The sequence below is a fragment of the Streptomyces sp. NPDC005262 genome, assembly GCF_042872425.1.
GTDB lineage: Bacteria > Actinomycetota > Actinomycetes > Streptomycetales > Streptomycetaceae > Streptomyces.
On the sequence record NZ_JBIAKK010000011.1, the window covers coordinates 222,811 to 242,324 of the forward strand.

The window sequence follows — 19,514 nt, forward strand, 5'->3', positions numbered from 1 at the left end:
ATTTCAGGGGGAACCTTTTCCATGCGATCCATACGTCCGCTGCTGGCCGCGACCGGCCTCGTCGCCGTGCTCGCGCTGTCGGCCACAGCCTGTGGCCCGAGCGGGGACGAGGCTGTCGACAAGCCGGCCGCCGCCGAATCCGCCGGTGGCAACGACGGCAGCGGCGGCATCCCCGCCGACCTGGCCGAGACGCTGAAGAAGCACGGCGTCGACCCGGAGAAGTGGAAGAACGGCGAGTGGAAGAACTGGGACAGGGACAAGTGGCTGCGTGAGGCCAAGGACTTCGTCAACCCGGTGATCGACGGGCTGTGGAAGCCCGAGCGGATGAAGTCCGCCAAGGACCCGGCGAAGACGATGGCGGCCGGCGACTTCTCCGGCGACCAAGGCGTCACCGACCCGGAGCCCGCACCGGTCAAGGCCCGGCCGGAGGAGCTTCCCTACCACGACCACGCGGCCCCGGTCGGCAAGGTGTTCTTCGACTCCCCCGAGGGCTCCATGGTCTGCTCGGGCACGGTCGTCAAGGACCCGAAGAACCCGGGCAGGTCCAACCTGGTGTGGACAGCCGGACACTGTGTCCACGCCGGTGTGAAGGGCGGCTGGTACCGCAACATCGTCTTCGTGCCCGCGTACAACGACAAGGGCAAGTCCGCCGCCGCGCTGGAGAACGCCCGGCCGGAGGAGATCGCCCCGTACGGTGCGTTCTGGGCCGACTGGGCCACGTCCTCCGGCGAGTGGATCGCCCGTGGCGGTCCCACCGGCGGCGAGGGTGCTCCGTACGACTACGCGGTGCTGCACGTGAAGCCGGAGAGCGGCACGAAGTCCCTGGAGGAAACCGTGGGCAACGCTCTCCCGGTCAACTTCGACGCCCCCGAGATCTCACAGATCAGCGCCATGGGCGTCTGGGGCTACCCGGCCGCTCCCCCGTACGACGGCCTGATCATGCACAAGTGCGTCGACCGTCCCGGCCGGCTCTCCATCAGCCCCAGCACCCCGACGATGTACCGCATCGGCTGCACCATGACCGGCGGTTCCTCCGGCGGCGGCTGGTTCAGCGAGGGCGCCGACGGCAAGCTGGCCCTGGTGTCCAACACCTCCATCGGCCCGGTGCCTTCGGGCTGGCTCGCAGGACCCCACCTGGGCCAGGGTGCGCAGGAGATCTTCACGATGATGAGCGACAAGTTCGCCGGTCAGTAGTAACAGCACCGTTCATGCCCGAAGGCCCGCTCCCTCATCGCGAGGGGGCGGGCCTTCGGTCCGTACGGTGTCGCTGTCAGTGCGCCGCAAGCGCGAACGATGCGAGGTCCGCGGCCAGTTGCTCATGCACCCGTGCCTTGAGCAGCGTGCCCTCCGAGGTGTGCTCCTCGGAGATCACTTCGCCGTCGGCGTGCACCCGGGAGACAAGTCCGCCCTGGGTGTAAGGCACAAGCGCCTCGATCTCGACCGACGGCCGCGGCAGTTCGGTGTCGATGAGCGCGAGCAGCTCCGCCATACCGGCACCGGTGCGCGCCGAGACGGCGATGGCGTGCTTCTCGATCCGCAGCAGGCGCTGCAGGACCAGCGGGTCGGCCGCATCAGCCTTGTTGATCACTACGATCTCGGGCACGTCCAGCGCACCCACATCGCGGATCACTTCGCGCACCGCGGCGAGCTGCTCCTCCGGCACCGGGTGGGAGCCGTCCACCACATGCAGGATCAGGTCGGATTCGCCGACCTCCTCCATGGTGGAGCGGAACGCCTCGACGAGGTGGTGCGGCAGATGCCGTACGAACCCAACCGTGTCGGCCAGGGTGTAGGTCCGGCCGGTCGGCGTCTCGGCCCGGCGGACGGTCGGGTCCAGCGTGGCGAACAGTGCATTCTCCACGAGGACGCCCGCACCGGTCAGCCGGTTGAGCAGCGAGGACTTGCCCGCGTTGGTGTAACCGGCGATCGCGACCGAGGGCACCTTGTTGCGCTTGCGCTCCTGCCGCTTGATCTCGCGGCCGGTCTTCATCTCCGCGATCTCCCGGCGCATCTTCGCCATCTTCTCGCGGATCCGACGCCGGTCCGTCTCGATCTTGGTCTCACCGGGACCACGGGTCGCCATGCCGCCACCGCCGCTGGACCCGCCACCGCCCATCTGCCGGGAGAGCGACTGACCCCAACCGCGCAGTCGCGGCAGCATGTACTGCATCTGTGCGAGCGAGACCTGCGCCTTGCCCTCTCGGGACTTGGCGTGCTGGGCGAAGATGTCGAGGATCAGGGCGGTCCGGTCGACCACCTTGACCTTGACGACGTCCTCGAGGTGGATCAGCTGGCCGGGGCTGAGTTCACCGTCGCAGACGACGGTGTCGGCCCCTGATTCGAGGACGATGTCACGCAGTTCCAGTGCCTTGCCGGAGCCGATGTACGTAGCCGGGTCGGGCTTGTCGCGGCGCTGGAAGACTGCATCGAGCACTTGGGCTCCGGCCGTCTCCGCAAGCGCGGCAAGCTCCGCGAGCGAATTCTCCGCGTCCTGCACGGTCCCGGAGGTCCAGACGCCGACCAGCACCACGCGCTCCAGGCGCAGCTGTCGGTACTCGACCTCGGTGACGTCCTCGAGCTCGGTGGAGAGGCCCGCCACGCGCCGCAGAGCAGCACGCTCGGAACGGTCGAACTGCTCGCCGTCCCGCTCTCCGTCGATCTCGTGGCTCCAGGCGACGTCCTCTTCCATCAGGGCGTCGGCCCGAAGGCTCTCGGTGAGGCTCTCGGTGACGTTCTCCGTGGCACTCTGCGCGTTCTGCGCGTCCTGGGGAAGGGAAGAAGAGGAGGTCATTGGATCCTTACGTCGATAGAAGTCCGTTACATCAGTCACAACGTGTGACCCTCCTGGATGATTCCCCCGGGGGAGAATCTCCGGTCCGGCCGCCGCGGCGACCCATCGATAGTGGCATGGCCCGGCTGGGCCCGTCACCCGGGTTTACCCCCGTCCGGCGGGCTGCGGGCTGCGCCAGTCCGGGTGCCCCGGCATCGGCGGGGTCTTCGCCCCGTACAGCCAGCCGTGGAAGAACGTGGTCAGGTCACGCCCCGCGATCTGCGACGCCAGCCGGACGAAGTCCTTCGTGGTCGCGGTGGAATCGCGATGGGTGCTGACCCAACGGCGTTCCAGCTGATCGAAGGCGCGCTCACCGATCTTCTGGCGCAGCGCGTAGAGGACCAGTGCACTGCCGTCGTACACGGCCGGCCGGAAGATGCTGATCTTCTCGCCGGGCGCCGGGGCGACCGGGCGGGCAGGCGGGCCTCCGGCGGCGCGCCAGCTGTCGGACCTGGTGTACGCGTCACGCATCCGGCGTTCCAGCGGCCGCTTGGCGTGTTCCTCTGCATACCGGGCCTCGTACCAGCTGGCGTGTCCTTCATTGAGCCAGAGATCGGACCAGGACTTCGGGGAGACGCTGTCGCCGAACCACTGGTGGGCCAGCTCGTGCACCATGATCGAGTCGATGTACCACTCGGGGTAGATGCCGCTCGTGAACACGGACCGTTCGAAGAGAGTGAGCGTCTGGGTCTCGAGCTCGAAGCCGGTCTTCGTGTCGGCGATCAGCAGTCCGTACGTCTCGAAGGGGTAGGGGCCGACCTGCCGCTCCATCCACTTCAGCTGCCCCGGCGTCTTCTTCAGCCACCGTTCGAGGTCCTTGGCATCGGCGGCCGGCACCACGTCGCGGACCGGCAGTCCGTGGGGTCCGGTCCGCTCAAGGACGGTGGAGCGCCCGATGGAGACCTGGGCCAGCTCGGTGGCCATGGGGTGTGCGGTCCGGTACGTCCAGGTGGTGGAGGAACCGTGCCGGGCCTTGCCTGCGGGCAGGCCGTTGGCGACCACCGTCAGTTTCTTGGGTGCAGTGACCCGAAAGGTGAAGTACGCCTTGTCGGCCGGGTGGTCGTTGCTGGGGAAGACCCGGTGGGCGGCGTCGGCCTGGTTGGCCATGGCGAGGCCGTCGGAGGTGCGCAGCCAGCCACCGCTGTTCTGGTCGCCGCTCGGGTCGCTGGTGTGCCGGACGGTGATGTGGAGCGGCACTCCGGCCCGAAGCCTGCGGGGGGCCTCGACGACCAGGTCCTCGTCCGCGGTGGCGAAGTCGGCCCGCAGACCGTTGACGTCGACGGTACGGACGGTGCCGCGGGCGAAGTCGAGGTTGATCCGGTCGAGCGGCTCGGTGGTCCGCGCGTCGATCGTGGTGACGGCGTCCAGCGGCTTGTTGTTGCCGTGATACGTGAACCCGATGTCGTACGAGAGGACGTCGTATCCCGGGTTGCCGAGGTGAGGGAAGAGCGAATCTCCGATGCCGAGCGGCACAGGCGCGGGCAGGGCGGCGGCAACGAGGGTGGCGGAGGCAGCGGCCAGCAGGGCGGCCCGCAGGCGGCGGGGGATGAGCGGCATGGACTACGGCTACCAGCGACGACCGCCGGGTCCGGGTGCGGCGCGCGCCGCGCCACTCGAACGAGGGGCCGGTGCGACGGCCGGGCGCTGCGGGGCGGTGGTTCAGACGGCGGCGGCCGGGTGCTGGGCACGGCTCACGTCGTACACCCCCGGCACGTCACGCATCGCGCGCATCAGCGCGGGTAGTCCGGAGGCGTCCGGGAGCTGAAGGGTGTAGGTGTGCCGGACGCGCTGCTCGCTGGGTGGTTCGACGGTGGCGGCGATGATCGCGGCATCCGCTGCCGCGATGGCCTCGGTGAGATCGGCGAGCAGCCGCGGACGTCCGAAGGACTCGGCGACGAGAGTGACCCGGCAGGCCGCCGCATCGCCCCAGCCGACCGCGACGGGCGTCCGGCCCGTGGCCTGCATCCGGGCCACCGCGGGGCACTGCCGCCGGTGCACGGTGACGGCGCCGCCGCGCACGGTGAAGCCGGTGACGGCGTCGGGCGGTACGGGTGTGCAGCAGCCCGCCAGACGTACGGGGGCGTCCGGCCGGCCCACGACGACGGTCGCCGCGCGGTCGGCGGACCGGTCGCTTCCGGAAGGTGCCGAGGCCATGGGCTGCGGGTCGGGCCTGCGGCCCGTGGGCCGGCTGCCGTAGGAACCTTGGGGGGCCTGCGGGTGGGCGCCGAGCCAGCCGGTGATCGCGATGCGTGCGGCGGGCGTACGGGCATGGTCCAGCCAGTCGGGTGAGGGACCCGACGTCGCGTCCTCGGCCAGCAGCAGCTGCACGGTGTCTCCGTCGCTGAGCACGGTGGAGAGCCTGGCGAGCCGGCCGTTGACCCTGGCTCCGATGCACCTGTGTGCCTCGTCGCCGTACTGAGCATAGGCGGCATCGACGCAACTGGCCCCGGCGGGGAGGCCGAGGGTGCCGCCGTCGGTGCGGAAGACCGTGATCTCGCGGTCCTCGGCGAGGTCGGCGCGGAGCGTGGTCCAGAAGGTGTCCGGGTCGGGGGCGGACTGCTGCCATGCGAGGAGCCGGGAGAGCCAGCCGGGCCGGGTCGGGTCGGCGCGCTCGCCGTCCGCGGGTTCGGCCGTCTGCGGCGCGGAGGTGCCGTCCGCGGTGTAGGGGTTGCCGAGCGCGATGACGCCCGCTTCGGCGACCTTGTGCATCCGATGCGTACGGATGAGGACTTCGGCGACCGCGCCGCCCGGGCCGACGACAGCGGTGTGCAGCGACTGGTACAGGTTGAACTTGGGGGCCGCGATGAAGTCCTTGAACTCGGAGATCACCGGGGTGAAACAGGTGTGGAGTTCGCCGAGGACGCCGTAGCAGTCGGCGTCCTCGCCGACAAGCACCAGCAGGCGGCCGAAGTCGGTGCCACGCAGTTCGCCGCGTTTGATCCGGACGCGGTGCACGGAGACGTAATGGCGGGGCCTGATCAGGACCTCGGCGGGAATTCCGGCGTCCCGCAGCACGGCTCTGACGTTCTCGGCGATGGTGGCGAGAGGGCCGTCGGGGGCGGTGGCGCCCGCTTCCCCCGAGGCGGCCGCCCCCGGTGACGCCGCGGCGATCAGTGCCCGGGTGTGTTCGTACTCCTCGGGGTGGAGGATCGCGAAGACAAGGTCCTCCAGCTCGGTCTTGAGCGCCTGCACCCCGAGCCGTTCGGCGAGCGGGATCAGCACGTCGCGGGTGACCCTCGCAATCCTCGCCTGCTTCTCGGGGCGCATCACCCCCAGGGTGCGCATGTTGTGCAACCGGTCGGCGAGCTTGATCGACATCACCCGGACGTCGTCCCCGGTGGCGACGAGCATCTTGCGGAATGTCTCGGGCTCGGCCGCCGCGCCGTAGTCGACCTTTTCGAGTTTGGTGACGCCGTCGACGAGGTAGCAGACCTCTTCGCCGAACTGCTCCCGCACCTGCTCAAGGGTTACCTCGGTGTCCTCGACGGTGTCATGGAGGAGGGACGCGGTGAGCGTAGTCGTCTCGGCGCCGAGTTCGGCGAGGATCAGCGTGACCGCGAGCGGGTGCGTGATGTACGGCTCACCGCTCTTGCGCATCTGCCCCCGGTGGGAGGACTCTGCCAGGACGTAGGCCTTGTGCAGGACGGTCAGGTCGGCGTCCGGATGATGGGCCCGGTGGGCCTCGGCGACATGGCCGATCGCATCGGGCAGCCGGTCGCGGGAGACGGGTCCGAGCAGGGCGACCCGGCCGAGTCTGCGGAGATCGATCCGGGCACGGCCTCGTCTGCGGATGGGAGCACCTGGGTCGGTGGCCTCTGCGCTCATGGGGGCACCTCCGGCAAACGTCGACCGGCGGTGGGGAGGTGCGGACGCGCCTCCGGGCCGGTGCTTGATGCTACCGACCCCACCACGTGGCGGAGTCCGCCTCTCGCTCAGCGTGAAACGGATCACCCATTCGAGCGAAGCTTTAGCCGGTCACCGTTTCGAGCCAGGCCGGATCGATCATGCCTTCGGCGACGATGACAGCGGGCCCGGTCATCTCGATCTCGCCGTCCGGCCGCTCGGTGATCAGCAGGGTCCCCCCGGGCAGATCGACCCTGTACGTGACCGGAGTACCCGTCTGCGCCGGGTCGGCGCCGTCCCTGCGGACTGCGGCGACGGCCACCGCGCAGGCGCCGGTGCCGCAGGAGCGGGTCTCGCCGGAACCGCGCTCGTGAACCCGCATCGCGACATGGCGCGGTCCGCGGTCCACGACGAACTCGATGTTGACGCCGTCGGGGTAGACGGCTGCGGGGGTGAACGGCGGTACGAAGCGCAGCTCACCGGCGTGCGCCAGGTCGTCGACGAAGGCGACCGCGTGGGGGTTGCCCATATTGACGTTCCGGGCCTCCCAGCTGCGGCCGTCCACCGTGACGGTTACGCCCGCGCCGGGGAGCAGGGCGCGCCCCATGGAGACCGTGATGTCCCCGCTCTTGGCGATGTGCACCTTCTTAACGCCGCCCCGGGTCGCGACCGCGAGATCGCCCTCCTCGACGAGCCCGGCCCGCTGCAGATAGCGGGCGAAGACCCGCACGCCGTTGCCGCACATCTCGGCGATGGAGCCGTCGGCATTGCGGTAGTCCATGAACCACTCGGCCTCGCCCGCCATGGCTCGCGCCTCAGGATGCGCGGCGGACCGCACGACGTGCAGCAGACCGTCACCTCCGATACCGGCCCGGCGGTCGCAGAGCCGGGCGACGACGGATGCGGGCAGGTCGATGGCGTCGTCCGGGTCGGGAACGATCACGAAGTCGTTCTCGGTGCCGTGGCCCTTGAGGAAGGCGATCTGCGAGGTGCTCACAGGGCAACTGTACGAGGCGGCATCGGCGGCGGGCGAAGGCGGCCCACGCAGTCGACGGGCTGGGCGGATTCAGGACGGCAGGCGCCGGGACGGTCCGGCAGCCGAGACGGCCGCACCGGGATCCGCGTCAGCGCAGTCGGGCCACGCGCCACACGGCAAGCGCCACCAGTACCCCGCACACGGCCACGTACAGCGCGATCACGCGCCAGTCGGGGCGCTCGCCCACGCCCCTGGCGGGCAGGCCCGGCCAGGTGTGCCCGACCCGGCGGGCGGCCATCATGCCCCAGCCGGCGGCGCAGCAGCTGATCAGCAGTCCCAGCATGGCGACGACCGCACCGCCGTCGCCGAACTCGAAGGCGAGCGGGAAGGCGAACATCAGCGAGCCGACTGCCGCGAGCATGACGATCGGGGCGAGCTGCCAGATCCGCAGACGGCGCGCGGGCCGCAGCTCGACCTCCACCTCGGGGGTCACCTCGAGCTCGTCGGGCCCGTCAGGGCTCAGACGTCCCGCCTCGTGCTGCGCGTCCGGTGCGTCTCGTTCTGTGTCGCGAGGGCCGGCCTCCATCGCCACGCGCCCTCCCAACTCGGACTCCACTGGTCGATCGATGCTCGATGATGGCACGCTCCGGGACACCGAAATGACGGGCAGGGCTTCCCGATGCCATCACGTGATCAGGCTGTAACCGCTCGTTCGACCAATGCCAGCGCCGCGTCCGGGAGTTCCCGGCGGTGGTCGGCGGCACCATTCAGCCAACGGACACGCGGGTCGCGGCGGAACCAGGAGTCCTGGCGGCGCGCGAAGCGTTTGGTGGCGCGTACCGTCTCGGCGCGGGCCTCGTCCTCGGTGCACTCCTGGGCCAGTGCGGCAAGCACCTGCTGATAGCCCAGCGCACGGGAGGCGGTTCGCCCCTCGCGCAGCCCCTGCGCCTCCAGGGCGCGCACCTCGTCCACCAGCCCGGCCTCCCACATCCGGTCCACCCGGAGAGTGATGCGTTCGTCGAGTTCGGGGCGGGCCACGTCGACCCCGATCTGGACGGCGTCGTAGACCGCCTCGCCACCCGGAAGATTGGCGGTGAACGGCTTGCCGGTGATCTCGATGACTTCGAGGGCCCGGACGATGCGCCGCCCGTTGCTCGGCAGGATGGCCCGGCCCGCCTCGGGGTCCGCGGCGGCGAGCCGGTCGTGCAGCGCACCGGAGCCGTGCTCCGCCAGTTCCTGCTCCAGCCCGGCGCGTACGCCGGGGTCCGTACCGGGGAACTCCAGGGCGTCGATGGCACCCTTCACGTACAACCCGGAGCCGCCGACCAGGACGGGGGTGCGGCCCTCGGCGAGCAGCCGGTCGATCTCGAGGCGGGCGAGTCGCTGGTATTCGGCGACACTGGCGGTCTCGGTGACGTCCCAGATGTCCAGCAGCCGGTGGGGTACGGATCCGCGCTCGGCGAGCGTCAGCTTGGCCGTGCCGATGTCCATCCCCCGGTAGAGCTGCATGGAGTCGGCGTTGATCACTTCGCCACCGAGCCGCTGGGCAAGAAATACCCCCAGATCGGACTTTCCGGCTGCGGTGGGACCGACGACGGCAATGACCCGCGGTGCGGGAGATGGACTTCTCACCGCCCCAGTCTCGCAAACCTCCGACCCCCTTCCCGAACCAGCCATCTGCGGGCTTTCGGAGCCGGCTACATGAAGGCGCGAAGCGCGAGGGGTTCGCCGCCCCGGTGCGCTCGAGCCGAGAGTGGCGCAACAAGGCTCCCGGTCGGCGCGGGATTACGCTCGCCCGAGTAAAATATTGAGTGGATATGGGCGTTATTCCGCAATCTCGCCAGTCGTCCTCAAGGACGGTCGCGGAAGCCACAGCCGCCATCACGACGACCGACGAGACGGGAGAAGAGCCCGCACTCGGTCCCCCAGCAGAGAAGGTGTCCGATGGGCCTCATGGACAGTCTGAAGGCCAAGCTCAGCCCGGCAAGGGACAAGGTCGGCGATTTCGCGCAGCAGCATGGGGACAAGATCGACCAAGGACTCGACAAGGCTGCTCGGACGGTCGATCAAAAGACCAAGGGCAAGTACAGCGACAAGATCGAGTCCGGCACCCGAAAGGCCAAGGATGCGGTCGAACGGCTGTCCCACAAGAGCGAGGGCGGCATGCCGCCTACTCCCTGAGCTGGCGGCATGCCGCCTACTCCCTGAGCTCGACACCCGCACGTCATGTCACGCACCTGACGGCCGTGGAGCCGCATCGCTCCACGACCGTCGGGCGTTCCGGTGCGGGCTTTGTGTGAGGCGGTCTCAGACCAGGTGGCGACTGTGTGAGGTGGTCTCAGAACCAGGTGGCGACCATGTATCCCACACCGTACGGGGCGTCCTCGTAGAGCAGCCGACCGCTCAGGCCGGCCCCCTCCGCGGCGCCCGCCAGCACCTGCCACGGCGCCCGGCCCGCCACCTTCAGTTCGTACGCCAGTGACTCCTCCAACGCGCTCAGCGTGGCGAGGTCCGCGGCCGCGAGAGCCCGGGACACTTCCGTGTCGAACGAAACGGCGCGCTCGTCCAGGTAGCCGGGTGCCTTGAGCGTGCGGCAGGCGCTGCCGTCGCCCATGACCAGCAGAGCCACCCGGCCGGCCCGGGCCGCCACCTCCCGCCCGGCGATCGCGCAGCGCTCGGCCTCGAGCGTCTCCCCGACCCCGAGACCCTCGACCGGGGCGTCGGCCCAGTCCGCACGGGCGAGCAGCCACGCCCCGACGGCGAGGGACGGTGGAAGCGGACGCTCCACCGGAGCGCCGGGGTCTCCCCCGAGCCCAAGCCGTACATCGAGGTCGACTCCGAAACCCTTGAAGGAGCCCTTGGCCCCCTCGGGATGCGGACCTCGCCCGTCGACGTCCGCGGGCCCGATCACGATCAGCAGGTCGGGGCGGGCCGCGGCGAGCACGCCCAAGGCGTCGATGCACGCGGTCCTGGCGGCGTCGAGCTCGGACGCGGCACCGGCGGCGACCTCGGGTACCAGCAGGGGCGGACAGGGGCAGACAGCTGCGGCGACAAGCATGCTGGGCAGCGTACTGCGTCGGCTGTTTCCCCAGGTCGTACGGCCTGGGGATTCCTGCCGCCTGCGGTTCGCCCGCGAGCCCTTGCAGCCGGCGGGTCACCGCCTTCTGCTGCCGGTCAGTCGCACCCGCAGCCGGGAGCCGACGCAGCCGCCATCGGCGCCGGGGCGCCGATGCCGGGCAGCCCCAGCATCACCCCGGCCGGCTTGGCGGCCTCGGCGGCAGTGCGCTTCTCCCACGCGTCGCCGGAACGGGTGCGCCGTACGCTCAGCGGCGCACCTTCGGCGAGCAGGTGGTGCGGGGCGGCGTAGGTGATCTCTACCGTCACCACATCGCCCGGCCGCACCTCCCCGTCCGGCTTGGTGAAGTGGACCAGACGGTTGTCGGGAGCGCGGCCCGAGAGCCGGTGGGTGGCACCGTCCTTGCGGCCCTCGCCCTCCGCGACCATGACCTCCAGGGTCCGGCCGACCTGCTTCTTGTTCTCGTCCCAGGAGATCTCCTCCTGGAGGGCGGACAGGCGCATGTACCGCTCCTGGACGACCTCCTTCGGGATCTGCCCCTCCATGTCGGCGGCCGGGGTTCCGGGGCGCTTGGAGTACTGGAAGGTGAAGGCGTTCGCGAAGCGCGCCTGGCGGACCGCGTGCATGGTCTGCTCGAAGTCCTCCTCGGTCTCGCCGGGGAATCCCACGATGATGTCGGTGGAGATGGCGGCGTCCGGCATCGCGGCGCGCACCTTCTCGATGATGCCGAGGAACCGCTCCTGTCGGTACGAGCGGCGCATCGCCTTCAGGATCGGGTCCGATCCCGACTGCATCGGCATGTGCAGCTGCGGCATCACGTTCGGTGTCTCGGCCATCGCCGCGATGACGTCGTCCGTGAAGTCGCGGGGGTGCGGGGAGGTGAAGCGGACCCGCTCCAGTCCCTCGATCTTCCCGCAGGCCCGCAGCAGCTTGGAGAAGGCCTCCCGGTCCCCGATGTCGGAGCCGTACGCGTTCACGTTCTGACCGAGCAGGGTGATCTCGGAGACACCCTCGGCGACCAGCGCCTCGATCTCGGCCAGGATGTCGCCGGTCCGGCGGTCCTTCTCCTTGCCGCGCAGTGCCGGGACGATGCAGAAGGTGCAGGTGTTGTTGCAGCCCACGGAGATGGAGACCCACGCCGCGTAGGCGGACTCGCGGCGGGTGGGGAGGGTGGAGGGGAACGCCTCCAGGGACTCGGCGATCTCGATCTGCGCCTCCTCCTGGATACGGGCGCGCTCCAGGAGTACCGGCAGCTTGCCGATGTTGTGCGTGCCGAAGACGACGTCGACCCACGGGGCCCGCTCGACGATCGTGTCACGGTCCTTCTGCGCGAGACAGCCGCCGACCGCGATCTGCATCCCAGGGCGCTTCGTCTTCATCGGGGCGAGCCGGCCGAGGTTGCCGTAGAGCTTGTTGTCGGCGTTCTCCCGCACCGCGCAGGTGTTGAAGACGACGACATCGGCGTCACCGTCGGCGCCCTCGGGCGCACGTACGTAACCAGCGCCCTCCAGCAGCCCCGACAGCCGCTCGGAGTCGTGGACGTTCATCTGGCACCCGTAGGTGCGCACCTCGTACGTTTTCAAACCCTCTACCTCGCTCATCTCGTCCACCAGGGTACGAGGTCGCACGGCCCTCCCGCCGCCCCCTTCCGCAGGCCGGCCCTGGCCATCGCGTTCGGCGACCTGGCAGGATCGCACCATGCTCGATGCACTGTCCCGTACCGGCCGGCGGCGAGCCCTCCAGGGGGCCGCCGCGGTCGTCGTCGTTCTCGGGCTGCTGCTGTGGTGGGTGCTGCCGCTCGGGGAGCCCACCCCGAGCGGGTCGCTGACCTTCAGCACCGGAGTGCGCAGCGGGGTCTACCAGCGCTACGGCGAGCGGCTCAGAGGGGCTCTCGCCAAGGACATGCCAGAGGTGTCGATACGGCTGCAGACCTCGGAGGGCTCCCAGCAGAACATCGAGCGGGTGGCCACGGGGAAGGCCGACTTCACCATCGCCACGGCCGATGCCCTGGCCACGTATATGCGGGACGACAAGCCGGGTGCCGAACGACTGCGCGGCTGCGTGCGGCTGTACGACGACTACATCCAGCTGGTCGTGCCCCGGGACTCCGACGTGCAGCAGGTCTCGGATCTCAAGGGCAAGCAGGTCGGGGTGGGGCAGCCCGGTTCGGGCGTGCGGCTGGTCGCAGACCGTCTGATGACGGCTGCGGGCCTTGATCCGACACATGACATCACTCCGGTTCCGGCCGGTATCGACACGATGCCGAAGCGGCTGGAGAACGGCCTGCTCGACGCGTTCTTCTGGTCCGGCGGGCTGCCGACCAACGCGGTGCAGGAGTTGTCGGACCGGTTCGCCATCAGGCTGGTGCCCTTGGAGGACCCGCTGATCAAGCAGCTTCAGGCGGGCGGCGGGTCGACCCGCTACTACCGCTCGGCCATGATGCCTGCCGACGCCTATCGCAACGCGCAGCAGGGGCAGGCCGTGCCGACGGTGGCGGTCGCCAACGTGGTGGTCACCACGGACCGTACGGATGCCGCGATGACCGAGGCGTTCACCCGGACCGTGATCGACAGCCGGGACCGCATCGGGCGCGAGGTGCACGCGGCTCAGCTGGTGGACCTGCGGACGGCGATCTACACGAATCCGCTGCAGCTGCACGACGGGGCGCGACGCTACTACCGCTCGGTCAAACCCTGACACAGGGGAGGTGGCGTCCCGCGCGCCTCCGCCCGGTCGAGCCTCTCGGTACGGAGGTGGCGCCCCCGCGCCCCTGCCCCCCGCATCCCCCGCGCTCGCTGCTCGGCCGCACGAAGGCGGATCCCCCCCGCCGGTACCGCGTGCCGTCAGCCTTGCGGACCGTTGCGCGGGACCGTCACCGTCACCCGCAGCCCGTGGGGCTCGTGCGGTGCGTACGTGAGGGAGCCGCCGCCCGCAGCGAGCAGGGCGCGCGAGATGGAGAGCCCGAGGCCGGATCCCCGCACGTTCTGATGCCGGGTACTGCGCCAGAAACGGTCACCGATCCGCTCCAGTTCCTGGACGGTCAGGCCCGGCCCGCAGTCGGCGACGACCACCGTGACGTCCTCCCGGCCGGAGGCGACCGTCACACGGACCTCCTCGCCGGCGGGGGTGAACTTGCACGCGTTGTCGATGACGGCGTCGAGGGCGCTCGACAGTGCGACGGGGTCCGCCCAGGCGGTCACGGCGGATGCCCCGTCCGCCGTCAGTCGCACACCGTTCTCCTCCGCGAACGGACGCCACGAGGCGACCCGTTCGGCGGTGAGCGCGCCGATGTCCGTGAGCTGGAGGTCGGCCGCGGCGTGCTCGGCCAACGCCAGGTCCAACAGGTCGTCCAGAACCTGGCCGAGCCGCTTTCCCTCCGTACGGACGGAGGCGATCTCCTCGTTTCCGTCAGGAAGTTCGAGCGCGAGGAGCTCGATGCGCAGCAGCAGCGCGGCGAGGGGGTTGCGCAGCTGGTGGGAGGCGTCGGCGACGAAGGCGCGCTGCTGCTCCAGCACCTCTTCGACGTTGTCCGCCATCTCGTTGAACGACCGGGCGAGGCGTCTGAGTTCCGGCGGTCCTCCGGAGGCCACCACCCGGGATCTCATGCGGCCGCTGGCGATGTCGTGCGCCGCCGTGTCCAGGGTCTGCACCGGCAGCAGGACCCAGCCGGTGAGCCGGATCGCGGCACCGACGGCCACCAGCATCGCGACCACTTCACCGACCGCGATCAGCAGCCAGCCACGTATCGTCCGGGAGCGCATTTCGCTGGTGGGCGAGTCGAGAACCACGACGGCGACCACGTCGCCGTCCCGCACGACGGGCGAGGCGACGACGACCCGGCCGCGCTGCCAGGGCCAGACCTGTGGTGGATCGTGGCTGCGGCGCCCGAGCAGCGCCTCGCTGAACGCCTCGCGCCCCTCGCCCTCGACCGGCAGCCGCCAGGTTGCCGGAGCCACCGCCATGGCACTGCGGTCGCGGTAGAAGACGCCGGCCCGGATCCCGTACACCGAGTCGTACGTCTCGAGTTCGTCCTGGAGCGTGCGACGCCGTTCATCGGTGCCGCTGGTCTGTTCGGCGACGAACTGGGCCAGCGCGGCGAACCGGGCCGTGTCGTCGATGCGATCGATCACGACGCGCTGCTGCTGAGCGGCGGCGACGCTGACGGCCAGCGGGAAGCCGAGGGCGAGCAGCACGGCCGCCATGAGGATGATGAGCAGGGGAAGGAGACGCGTACGCACCTGTGACGTACGCCCTTACGCGGACGGGGCGACGAGTCGGTAGCCGACCCCGCGCACGGTCTCGATCAGTGCGGGCAGCCGCAGTTTGGAACGCAGGGACGCGACATGCACTTCGAGCGTGCGGCCAGTTCCCTCCCAGCTGGTGCGCCACACCTCGCTGATGATCTGCTCCCGGCGGAACACCACTCCCGGGCGCTGGGCGAGCAGCGCGAGCAGATCGAACTCCTTGCGGGTGAGCTGGACTTCGGCGCCGTCGACACTGACCCGGCGGGTCGGGAGCTCGATGTGGACATGGCCGAGCCGCAGGGCGGCGACGGGTGTCGGCACCGTTTCCTCGCCGACCGACTTGCGCCTGCTCACCGCGTGGATGCGGGCGAGGAGTTCACCGGTGTCGTACGGCTTGACGACGTAGTCGTCCGCTCCGAGGTTGAGGCCGTGGATCCGCGACCGGACATCGGCCCGCGCGGTCACCATGATCACGGGGATGGAACAGCGCTTGCGGATCTTCCCGCAGACCTCGTAACCGTCCTGGTCGGGCAGTCCGAGGTCGAGGAGCACGACCCCGAAGGGTTCCGTGTCCGCGGGCAGAAGCGCGTTCAGGGCCTCCTCGCCGCTGCGCGCGTGCACGACCTGGAACCCGTGCCGGGCGAGCACCGCGGACAGGGCGGCCGCCACATGGTTGTCGTCCTCGACGAGCAGCAGTCTCATGGCCCCCCTTCCTCTCCGCGATGCGGTCTCTCCCCCGCGGTGCTGTCTTCAAGCGCTTCCGAGCGCTTGTCCATACTTCCCGGTACTTCCCCGTACCGGGGTGTTTCACGTCATGACCTATCAGGGCATCCACGCCGATGACCGGTACGTCAGTCAAGAGCCCGCCCATTACATCGAGGTTTCCGTTATGCACCCGGTACGCCCCCGCTACCTCCTGTACCGTCCCGTTCACGCGGTGTGTCCGGTTGCCGCCGGATCGTTATGCTCAATTTCCGCTCAGATGTAATGACGGTGGTCGCACTGCGTCATTAGGGTCCTTCCCAACCGAGGAGGACGGAGCAAGAGCCGATGAGCGGAGTTTCAGTGACCAAGGCCGCCGAGGATGCCGTACCTGCGGCGAACGACCTTGTCGTACTGAGCAACGTCAACAAGCACTTCGGCGCGCTGCATGTGCTCCAGGACATCGACCTGACCATCGCCCGGGGCGAGGTCGTGGTCGTCATCGGGCCTTCCGGGTCCGGGAAGTCCACGCTGTGCCGCACGATCAACCGCTTGGAGACGATCGACTCGGGCGCGATCTCTATCGACGGCAAGCCGCTGCCCCATGAGGGCAAGGAGCTGGCCAGGCTGCGTGCCGATGTCGGCATGGTCTTCCAGTCGTTCAATCTCTTCGCGCACAAGACGGTGCTCGAGAACGTGATGCTGGGGCAGCTCAAGGTCCGCAAGGCGGACAAGAAGGCTGCCGAGGACAAGGCGCGGTCGCTGCTCGACCGGGTGGGCGTGGCGACGCAGGCCGACAAGTACCCCGCCCAGCTCTCCGGCGGCCAGCAGCAACGAGTGGCCATCGCACGGGCGTTGGCGATGGACCCCAAGGTCATGCTCTTCGACGAGCCGACGTCGGCGCTCGACCCGGAGATGATCAACGAGGTGCTGGAGGTCATGCAGCAGCTCGCCCGGGACGGCATGACCATGGTCGTCGTCACCCATGAGATGGGCTTCGCGCGCTCGGCGGCCAATCGTGTCGTCTTCATGGCGGACGGGAAGATCGTCGAAGAGGCAACGCCCGACCATTTCTTCAGCAACCCGCGCAGTGACCGTGCCAAGGACTTCCTTTCGAAGATCCTGCACCACTGATTTCCGGATCAGCCGTTCACTCACATCGCGTCAATTCTAGGGAAGTTCACCATGCAGCTTCGTAAGGTCACCGCCGCATCGGCCGCCGTGCTCGCGCTCGCTCTCACCGCCACCGCCTGTGGCTCATCCGACGACAAGGGCGGCGACTCGGCGGGCGGCGGCAAGAAGATCACGATCGGCATCAAGATCGACCAGCCCGGTATCGGTCTGAAGACGCCCGACGGCAAGTACACCGGTTTCGATGTCGATGTCGCCACGTACATCGCCAAGGAACTCGGCTACGACGCCAAGGACATCAACTTCAAGGAGACCAAGAGCGCCGACCGCGAGACGGCGATCGAGCGCGGCGACGTCAAGTTCATCGCCGCCTCCTACTCGATCAACGACGAGCGTCTGCAGAAGGTCGACTTCGCGGGCCCGTACCTGCTGGCGCACCAGGACATCCTGGTCCGTGCCGACGACAACTCGTTCAAGTCCCCGGCCGACCTGAACAGCAAGAAGCTGTGCTCGGTGACCGGTTCGACCTCGGCGCAGAACGTCCATGACAAGCTGGCGCCCAAGGCTCAGCTGCAGGAGTACGGCGGCTACTCCGAGTGCCTCACCGGCCTGGAGAACAAGGCTGTCGACGCACTGACCACGGACGACAGCATCCTGGCCGGTTTCGCCTCGCAGAAGGACTTCCAGGGGAAGTTCAAGCTGGCCGGCTTCCAGATGAGCAACGAGAACTACGGCATCGGCCTGAAGAAGGGCGACGCCGACCTCAAGAAGAAGATCAACGACGCGCTCACCAAGATGGTCTCGGACGGTTCCTGGGACAAGGCCGTGAAGGCCAACTTCGGTCCGGCGAACTACAAGAACGAGCCCGCCCCGAAGATCGGCAACGTCGTCAAGTGAAGCAGGGCTGACAGGGCGCGCCGTCCGTGAACGGCGGCGCGCCATGCCCTCCTACACGCGGAAGCGCGGGAGATCGTGTTCGACTTTCTTGAAGGTTACGACCTGCTGGGGGCTTTCTGGGTGACGGTGCAGCTCACCGTCTACTCCGCCCTCGGCTCCCTCATATGGGGAACGCTGCTGGCCGGCATGAAGGTCAGCCCGGTCCCCCTGATGCGCGGTTTCGCCACCGCCTACGTGAATGTCGTCCGGAACATTCCTCTGACCGTCATCATCGTCTTCTCGTCCCTGGGTCTCTTCCAGACGCTCAACATCAGCCTCGGGGCGAGCGACTTCAAGGACATCAACTTCCGGCTCGCGGTGCTGGCGCTGATCGCCTACACCTCGGCCTTCGTCTGTGAGGCGCTGCGTTCGGGCATCAACACCGTGCCGGTCGGCCAGGCGGAGGCGGCGCGCGCGCTGGGGCTCAGCTTCACTCAGGTACTGCGCCTGATCGTCCTCCCCCAGGCTTTCCGCTCGGTCGTCAACCCGATGGCCAATGTGCTGATCGCGCTGACGAAGAACACCACGGTCGCCGCCGCGATCGGCGTGGCCGAAGCCGCATACCTGATGAAGGGCATGATCGAGGCCGAGGCGCAGCTGATCCTGATCGCCGCCGTCTTCGCGTTCGGATTCATCTGTCTGACCCTCCCGACCGGCCTGATCCTCGGCTGGGTGAGCAAGAAGGTGGCGGTGAAGCGATGACTTCCGTCCTCTATGACGCCCAGGGGCCACGCGCCAGGCAGCGCAACGTCCTGTACACGGTCCTGTTCCTGATCGTCGCCGCCGTCGCCGCGTGGTGGGTGTACGACAGCCTGGCCTCCAAGCACCAGCTCGACTGGATCAAGTGGAAGCCGTTCTTCACCAGCTCCCAGCCCTGGCAGACCTACATCTGGCCGGGACTGCAGAACACCCTCAAGGCAGCGGCGTTCGCGCTGGCCATCGCTCTGCCACTGGGTGCCCTGTTCGGCATCGGCCGGCTCTCGGACCACCGCTGGGTGCGGATGCCGGCCGGCGTCGTCGTGGAGTTCTTCCGCGCCATCCCGGTACTGATCCTGATGATCACCGCGAACGCGGCCTACTCCGCATACACGACCATCAGCAGCGAATCCCGGCCCCTGTACGCCGTGGTCACGGGGCTGGTGCTGTACAACGCTTCGGTGCTCGCCGAGATCGTACGGGCCGGAATCCAGTCCCTCCCCAACGGACAGACGGACGCGGCCAAGGCGATCGGGATGCGCAAGGGCCAGACCATGCTGTACGTGCTGCTGCCGCAGTCCGTGACGGCCATGCTGCCTGCGATCGTCAGCCAGATCGTCGTCATCGTGAAGGACACCGCCCTCGGCGGCGCGGTGCTGACCTTCCCCGAGCTGCTGGCGTCGGTCCGTCCCATGAGCGCGAACTACGGCGCGAACACCATCGCGTGCTTCACGATCGTCGCTCTGATCTACATCGTGGTGAACTTCGCGCTCACCTCGTTCGCGGGCTGGCTGGAGGGCCGGCTGCGGCGCAGGAAGAAGAGCACGGGCGCCGTGGTCGGTGCCGGACCCGGCGGCGGTCTGGAGACCATCGGTGTGCCGAAGCTCGTCGTCGAAGACGGACACGCCGTCTGACGGTTCGTCGACGATCTACCCGCAGGGGCGCCGGTGCATGCACCGGCGCCCCTCGCCGCGTTCCGGCGTCACTTGACGCAAGCACCGGCAGTGGGTTGCATACGTTCTGTGATCGCCGACCGAACGCTCGCTTCCACATCCGCCACCATCCTTACGACCGCACGGG

The 19,514-nt window shown here is 69.0% G+C and carries 17 protein-coding genes; 7 read left to right on the forward strand and 10 right to left on the reverse strand.

Features of this window, described 5'->3' with window-relative positions; translation table 11 throughout:
• Positions 1 to 21: 21 nt before the first annotated feature.
• Entirely contained in the window at positions 22 to 1,194 is a 1,173-nt protein-coding gene (locus ACFYP5_RS25860; protein ID WP_389040327.1) for a trypsin-like serine peptidase, read from the forward strand.
• 76 nt (positions 1,195 to 1,270) lie between these two features.
• Here ACFYP5_RS25860 and hflX read toward each other — a convergent pair whose 3' ends face one another.
• The 6 genes from hflX to miaA form a co-directional block, all read right to left on the reverse strand.
• The gene (hflX, locus tag ACFYP5_RS25865; protein ID WP_389040329.1) at positions 1,271 to 2,791 is read right to left on the reverse strand and encodes a GTPase HflX; all 1,521 of its coding nucleotides are present in this window, start codon (positions 2,789 to 2,791) and stop codon (positions 1,271 to 1,273) included.
• Positions 2,792 to 2,935: 144 nt separating this feature from the next.
• Positions 2,936 to 4,387: a M1 family metallopeptidase gene (locus ACFYP5_RS25870; protein WP_389040332.1), complete on the reverse strand. Its 1,452-nt coding sequence runs from the start codon at positions 4,385 to 4,387 to the stop codon at positions 2,936 to 2,938.
• A gap of 102 nt (positions 4,388 to 4,489) precedes the next feature.
• Positions 4,490 to 6,655, reverse strand: a complete 2,166-nt coding sequence (locus ACFYP5_RS25875; protein WP_389040334.1) for a RelA/SpoT family protein — start codon at positions 6,653 to 6,655, stop codon at positions 4,490 to 4,492.
• Positions 6,656 to 6,797: 142 nt separating this feature from the next.
• Positions 6,798 to 7,670, reverse strand: a complete 873-nt coding sequence (gene dapF, locus ACFYP5_RS25880; protein WP_389040336.1) for a diaminopimelate epimerase — start codon at positions 7,668 to 7,670, stop codon at positions 6,798 to 6,800.
• Positions 7,671 to 7,797: 127 nt separating this feature from the next.
• The gene (locus ACFYP5_RS25885; protein ID WP_389040424.1) at positions 7,798 to 8,235 is read right to left on the reverse strand and encodes a hypothetical protein; all 438 of its coding nucleotides are present in this window, start codon (positions 8,233 to 8,235) and stop codon (positions 7,798 to 7,800) included.
• A 107-nt stretch (positions 8,236 to 8,342) separates the two neighbouring features.
• Positions 8,343 to 9,281 (reverse strand): tRNA (adenosine(37)-N6)-dimethylallyltransferase MiaA, encoded by a 939-nt coding sequence (gene miaA, locus ACFYP5_RS25890; protein WP_389040339.1) that lies wholly within the window; start codon positions 9,279 to 9,281, stop codon positions 8,343 to 8,345.
• Between the two features lie 312 nt (positions 9,282 to 9,593).
• On the opposite strand from miaA, the gene ACFYP5_RS25895 reads away from it, so the two are divergent.
• A complete protein-coding gene (locus tag ACFYP5_RS25895; RefSeq protein WP_389040342.1) occupies positions 9,594 to 9,830 on the forward strand; it encodes an antitoxin in 237 nt (78 codons plus the stop codon).
• Positions 9,831 to 9,987: 157 nt separating this feature from the next.
• Here the strand turns inward: ACFYP5_RS25895 and ACFYP5_RS25900 are convergent, their stop codons facing one another.
• Together ACFYP5_RS25900 and miaB are read right to left on the reverse strand one after the other, a co-directional pair.
• Positions 9,988 to 10,707: a class III extradiol dioxygenase subunit B-like domain-containing protein gene (locus ACFYP5_RS25900; protein ID WP_389040344.1), complete on the reverse strand. Its 720-nt coding sequence runs from the start codon at positions 10,705 to 10,707 to the stop codon at positions 9,988 to 9,990.
• Between the two features lie 116 nt (positions 10,708 to 10,823).
• On the reverse strand, positions 10,824 to 12,326 hold the full coding sequence (gene miaB, locus ACFYP5_RS25905; protein ID WP_389040426.1) for a tRNA (N6-isopentenyl adenosine(37)-C2)-methylthiotransferase MiaB: 1,503 nt from the start codon (positions 12,324 to 12,326) through the stop codon (positions 10,824 to 10,826).
• Positions 12,327 to 12,423: 97 nt separating this feature from the next.
• Between miaB and ACFYP5_RS25910 the strand changes: the two genes are divergently transcribed.
• Positions 12,424 to 13,422, forward strand: coding sequence for a TAXI family TRAP transporter solute-binding subunit (locus ACFYP5_RS25910; protein WP_389040347.1), 999 nt, complete (start codon positions 12,424 to 12,426; stop codon positions 13,420 to 13,422).
• Between the two features lie 146 nt (positions 13,423 to 13,568).
• On the opposite strand, the gene ACFYP5_RS25915 is transcribed toward ACFYP5_RS25910, so the two are convergent.
• Positions 13,569 to 14,963 (reverse strand): ATP-binding protein, encoded by a 1,395-nt coding sequence (locus ACFYP5_RS25915; protein WP_389040350.1) that lies wholly within the window; start codon positions 14,961 to 14,963, stop codon positions 13,569 to 13,571.
• Between the two features lie 15 nt (positions 14,964 to 14,978).
• Entirely contained in the window at positions 14,979 to 15,671 is a 693-nt protein-coding gene (locus tag ACFYP5_RS25920) for a response regulator transcription factor (protein ID WP_030927105.1), read from the reverse strand.
• 348 nt (positions 15,672 to 16,019) lie between these two features.
• Here ACFYP5_RS25920 and ACFYP5_RS25925 point away from each other — a divergent pair, with 348 nt between their 5' ends.
• From ACFYP5_RS25925 to ACFYP5_RS25940, 4 genes are all read left to right on the forward strand, one after another.
• Positions 16,020 to 16,805, forward strand: a complete 786-nt coding sequence (locus ACFYP5_RS25925) for an amino acid ABC transporter ATP-binding protein (RefSeq protein WP_389040354.1) — start codon at positions 16,020 to 16,022, stop codon at positions 16,803 to 16,805.
• Positions 16,806 to 16,856: 51 nt separating this feature from the next.
• A complete protein-coding gene (locus ACFYP5_RS25930) occupies positions 16,857 to 17,699 on the forward strand; it encodes a glutamate ABC transporter substrate-binding protein (RefSeq protein ID WP_389040357.1) in 843 nt (280 codons plus the stop codon).
• 75 nt (positions 17,700 to 17,774) lie between these two features.
• Positions 17,775 to 18,440, forward strand: a complete 666-nt coding sequence (locus tag ACFYP5_RS25935; RefSeq protein WP_389040360.1) for an amino acid ABC transporter permease — start codon at positions 17,775 to 17,777, stop codon at positions 18,438 to 18,440.
• Positions 18,437 to 19,348: an amino acid ABC transporter permease gene (locus ACFYP5_RS25940; RefSeq protein ID WP_389040362.1), complete on the forward strand. Its 912-nt coding sequence runs from the start codon at positions 18,437 to 18,439 to the stop codon at positions 19,346 to 19,348. Before ACFYP5_RS25935 ends, ACFYP5_RS25940 begins: the two co-directional genes overlap by 4 nt.
• The last annotated feature ends 166 nt before the right edge of the window (positions 19,349 to 19,514 follow it).

Bases quoted from the DNA above. Each gene is read 5' to 3' on its own strand.
- ACFYP5_RS25860 (WP_389040327.1), top strand. From the start codon at position 22: ATGCGATCCATACGTCCGCTGCTGGCCGCGACCGGCCTCGTCGCCGTG.
- hflX (WP_389040329.1), bottom strand. From the start codon at position 2,791: ATGACCTCCTCTTCTTCCCTTCCCCAGGACGCGCAGAACGCGCAGAGT.
- ACFYP5_RS25870 (WP_389040332.1), bottom strand. From the start codon at position 4,387: ATGCCGCTCATCCCCCGCCGCCTGCGGGCCGCCCTGCTGGCCGCTGCC.
- ACFYP5_RS25875 (WP_389040334.1), bottom strand. From the start codon at position 6,655: ATGAGCGCAGAGGCCACCGACCCAGGTGCTCCCATCCGCAGACGAGGC.
- ACFYP5_RS25885 (WP_389040424.1), bottom strand. From the start codon at position 8,235: ATGGAGGCCGGCCCTCGCGACACAGAACGAGACGCACCGGACGCGCAG.
- ACFYP5_RS25895 (WP_389040342.1), top strand. From the start codon at position 9,594: ATGGGCCTCATGGACAGTCTGAAGGCCAAGCTCAGCCCGGCAAGGGAC.
- ACFYP5_RS25900 (WP_389040344.1), bottom strand. From the start codon at position 10,707: ATGCTTGTCGCCGCAGCTGTCTGCCCCTGTCCGCCCCTGCTGGTACCC.
- miaB (WP_389040426.1), bottom strand. From the start codon at position 12,326: ATGAGCGAGGTAGAGGGTTTGAAAACGTACGAGGTGCGCACCTACGGG.
- ACFYP5_RS25910 (WP_389040347.1), top strand. From the start codon at position 12,424: ATGCTCGATGCACTGTCCCGTACCGGCCGGCGGCGAGCCCTCCAGGGG.
- ACFYP5_RS25920 (WP_030927105.1), bottom strand. From the start codon at position 15,671: ATGAGACTGCTGCTCGTCGAGGACGACAACCATGTGGCGGCCGCCCTG.
- ACFYP5_RS25925 (WP_389040354.1), top strand. From the start codon at position 16,020: ATGAGCGGAGTTTCAGTGACCAAGGCCGCCGAGGATGCCGTACCTGCG.
- ACFYP5_RS25930 (WP_389040357.1), top strand. From the start codon at position 16,857: ATGCAGCTTCGTAAGGTCACCGCCGCATCGGCCGCCGTGCTCGCGCTC.
- ACFYP5_RS25940 (WP_389040362.1), top strand. From the start codon at position 18,437: ATGACTTCCGTCCTCTATGACGCCCAGGGGCCACGCGCCAGGCAGCGC.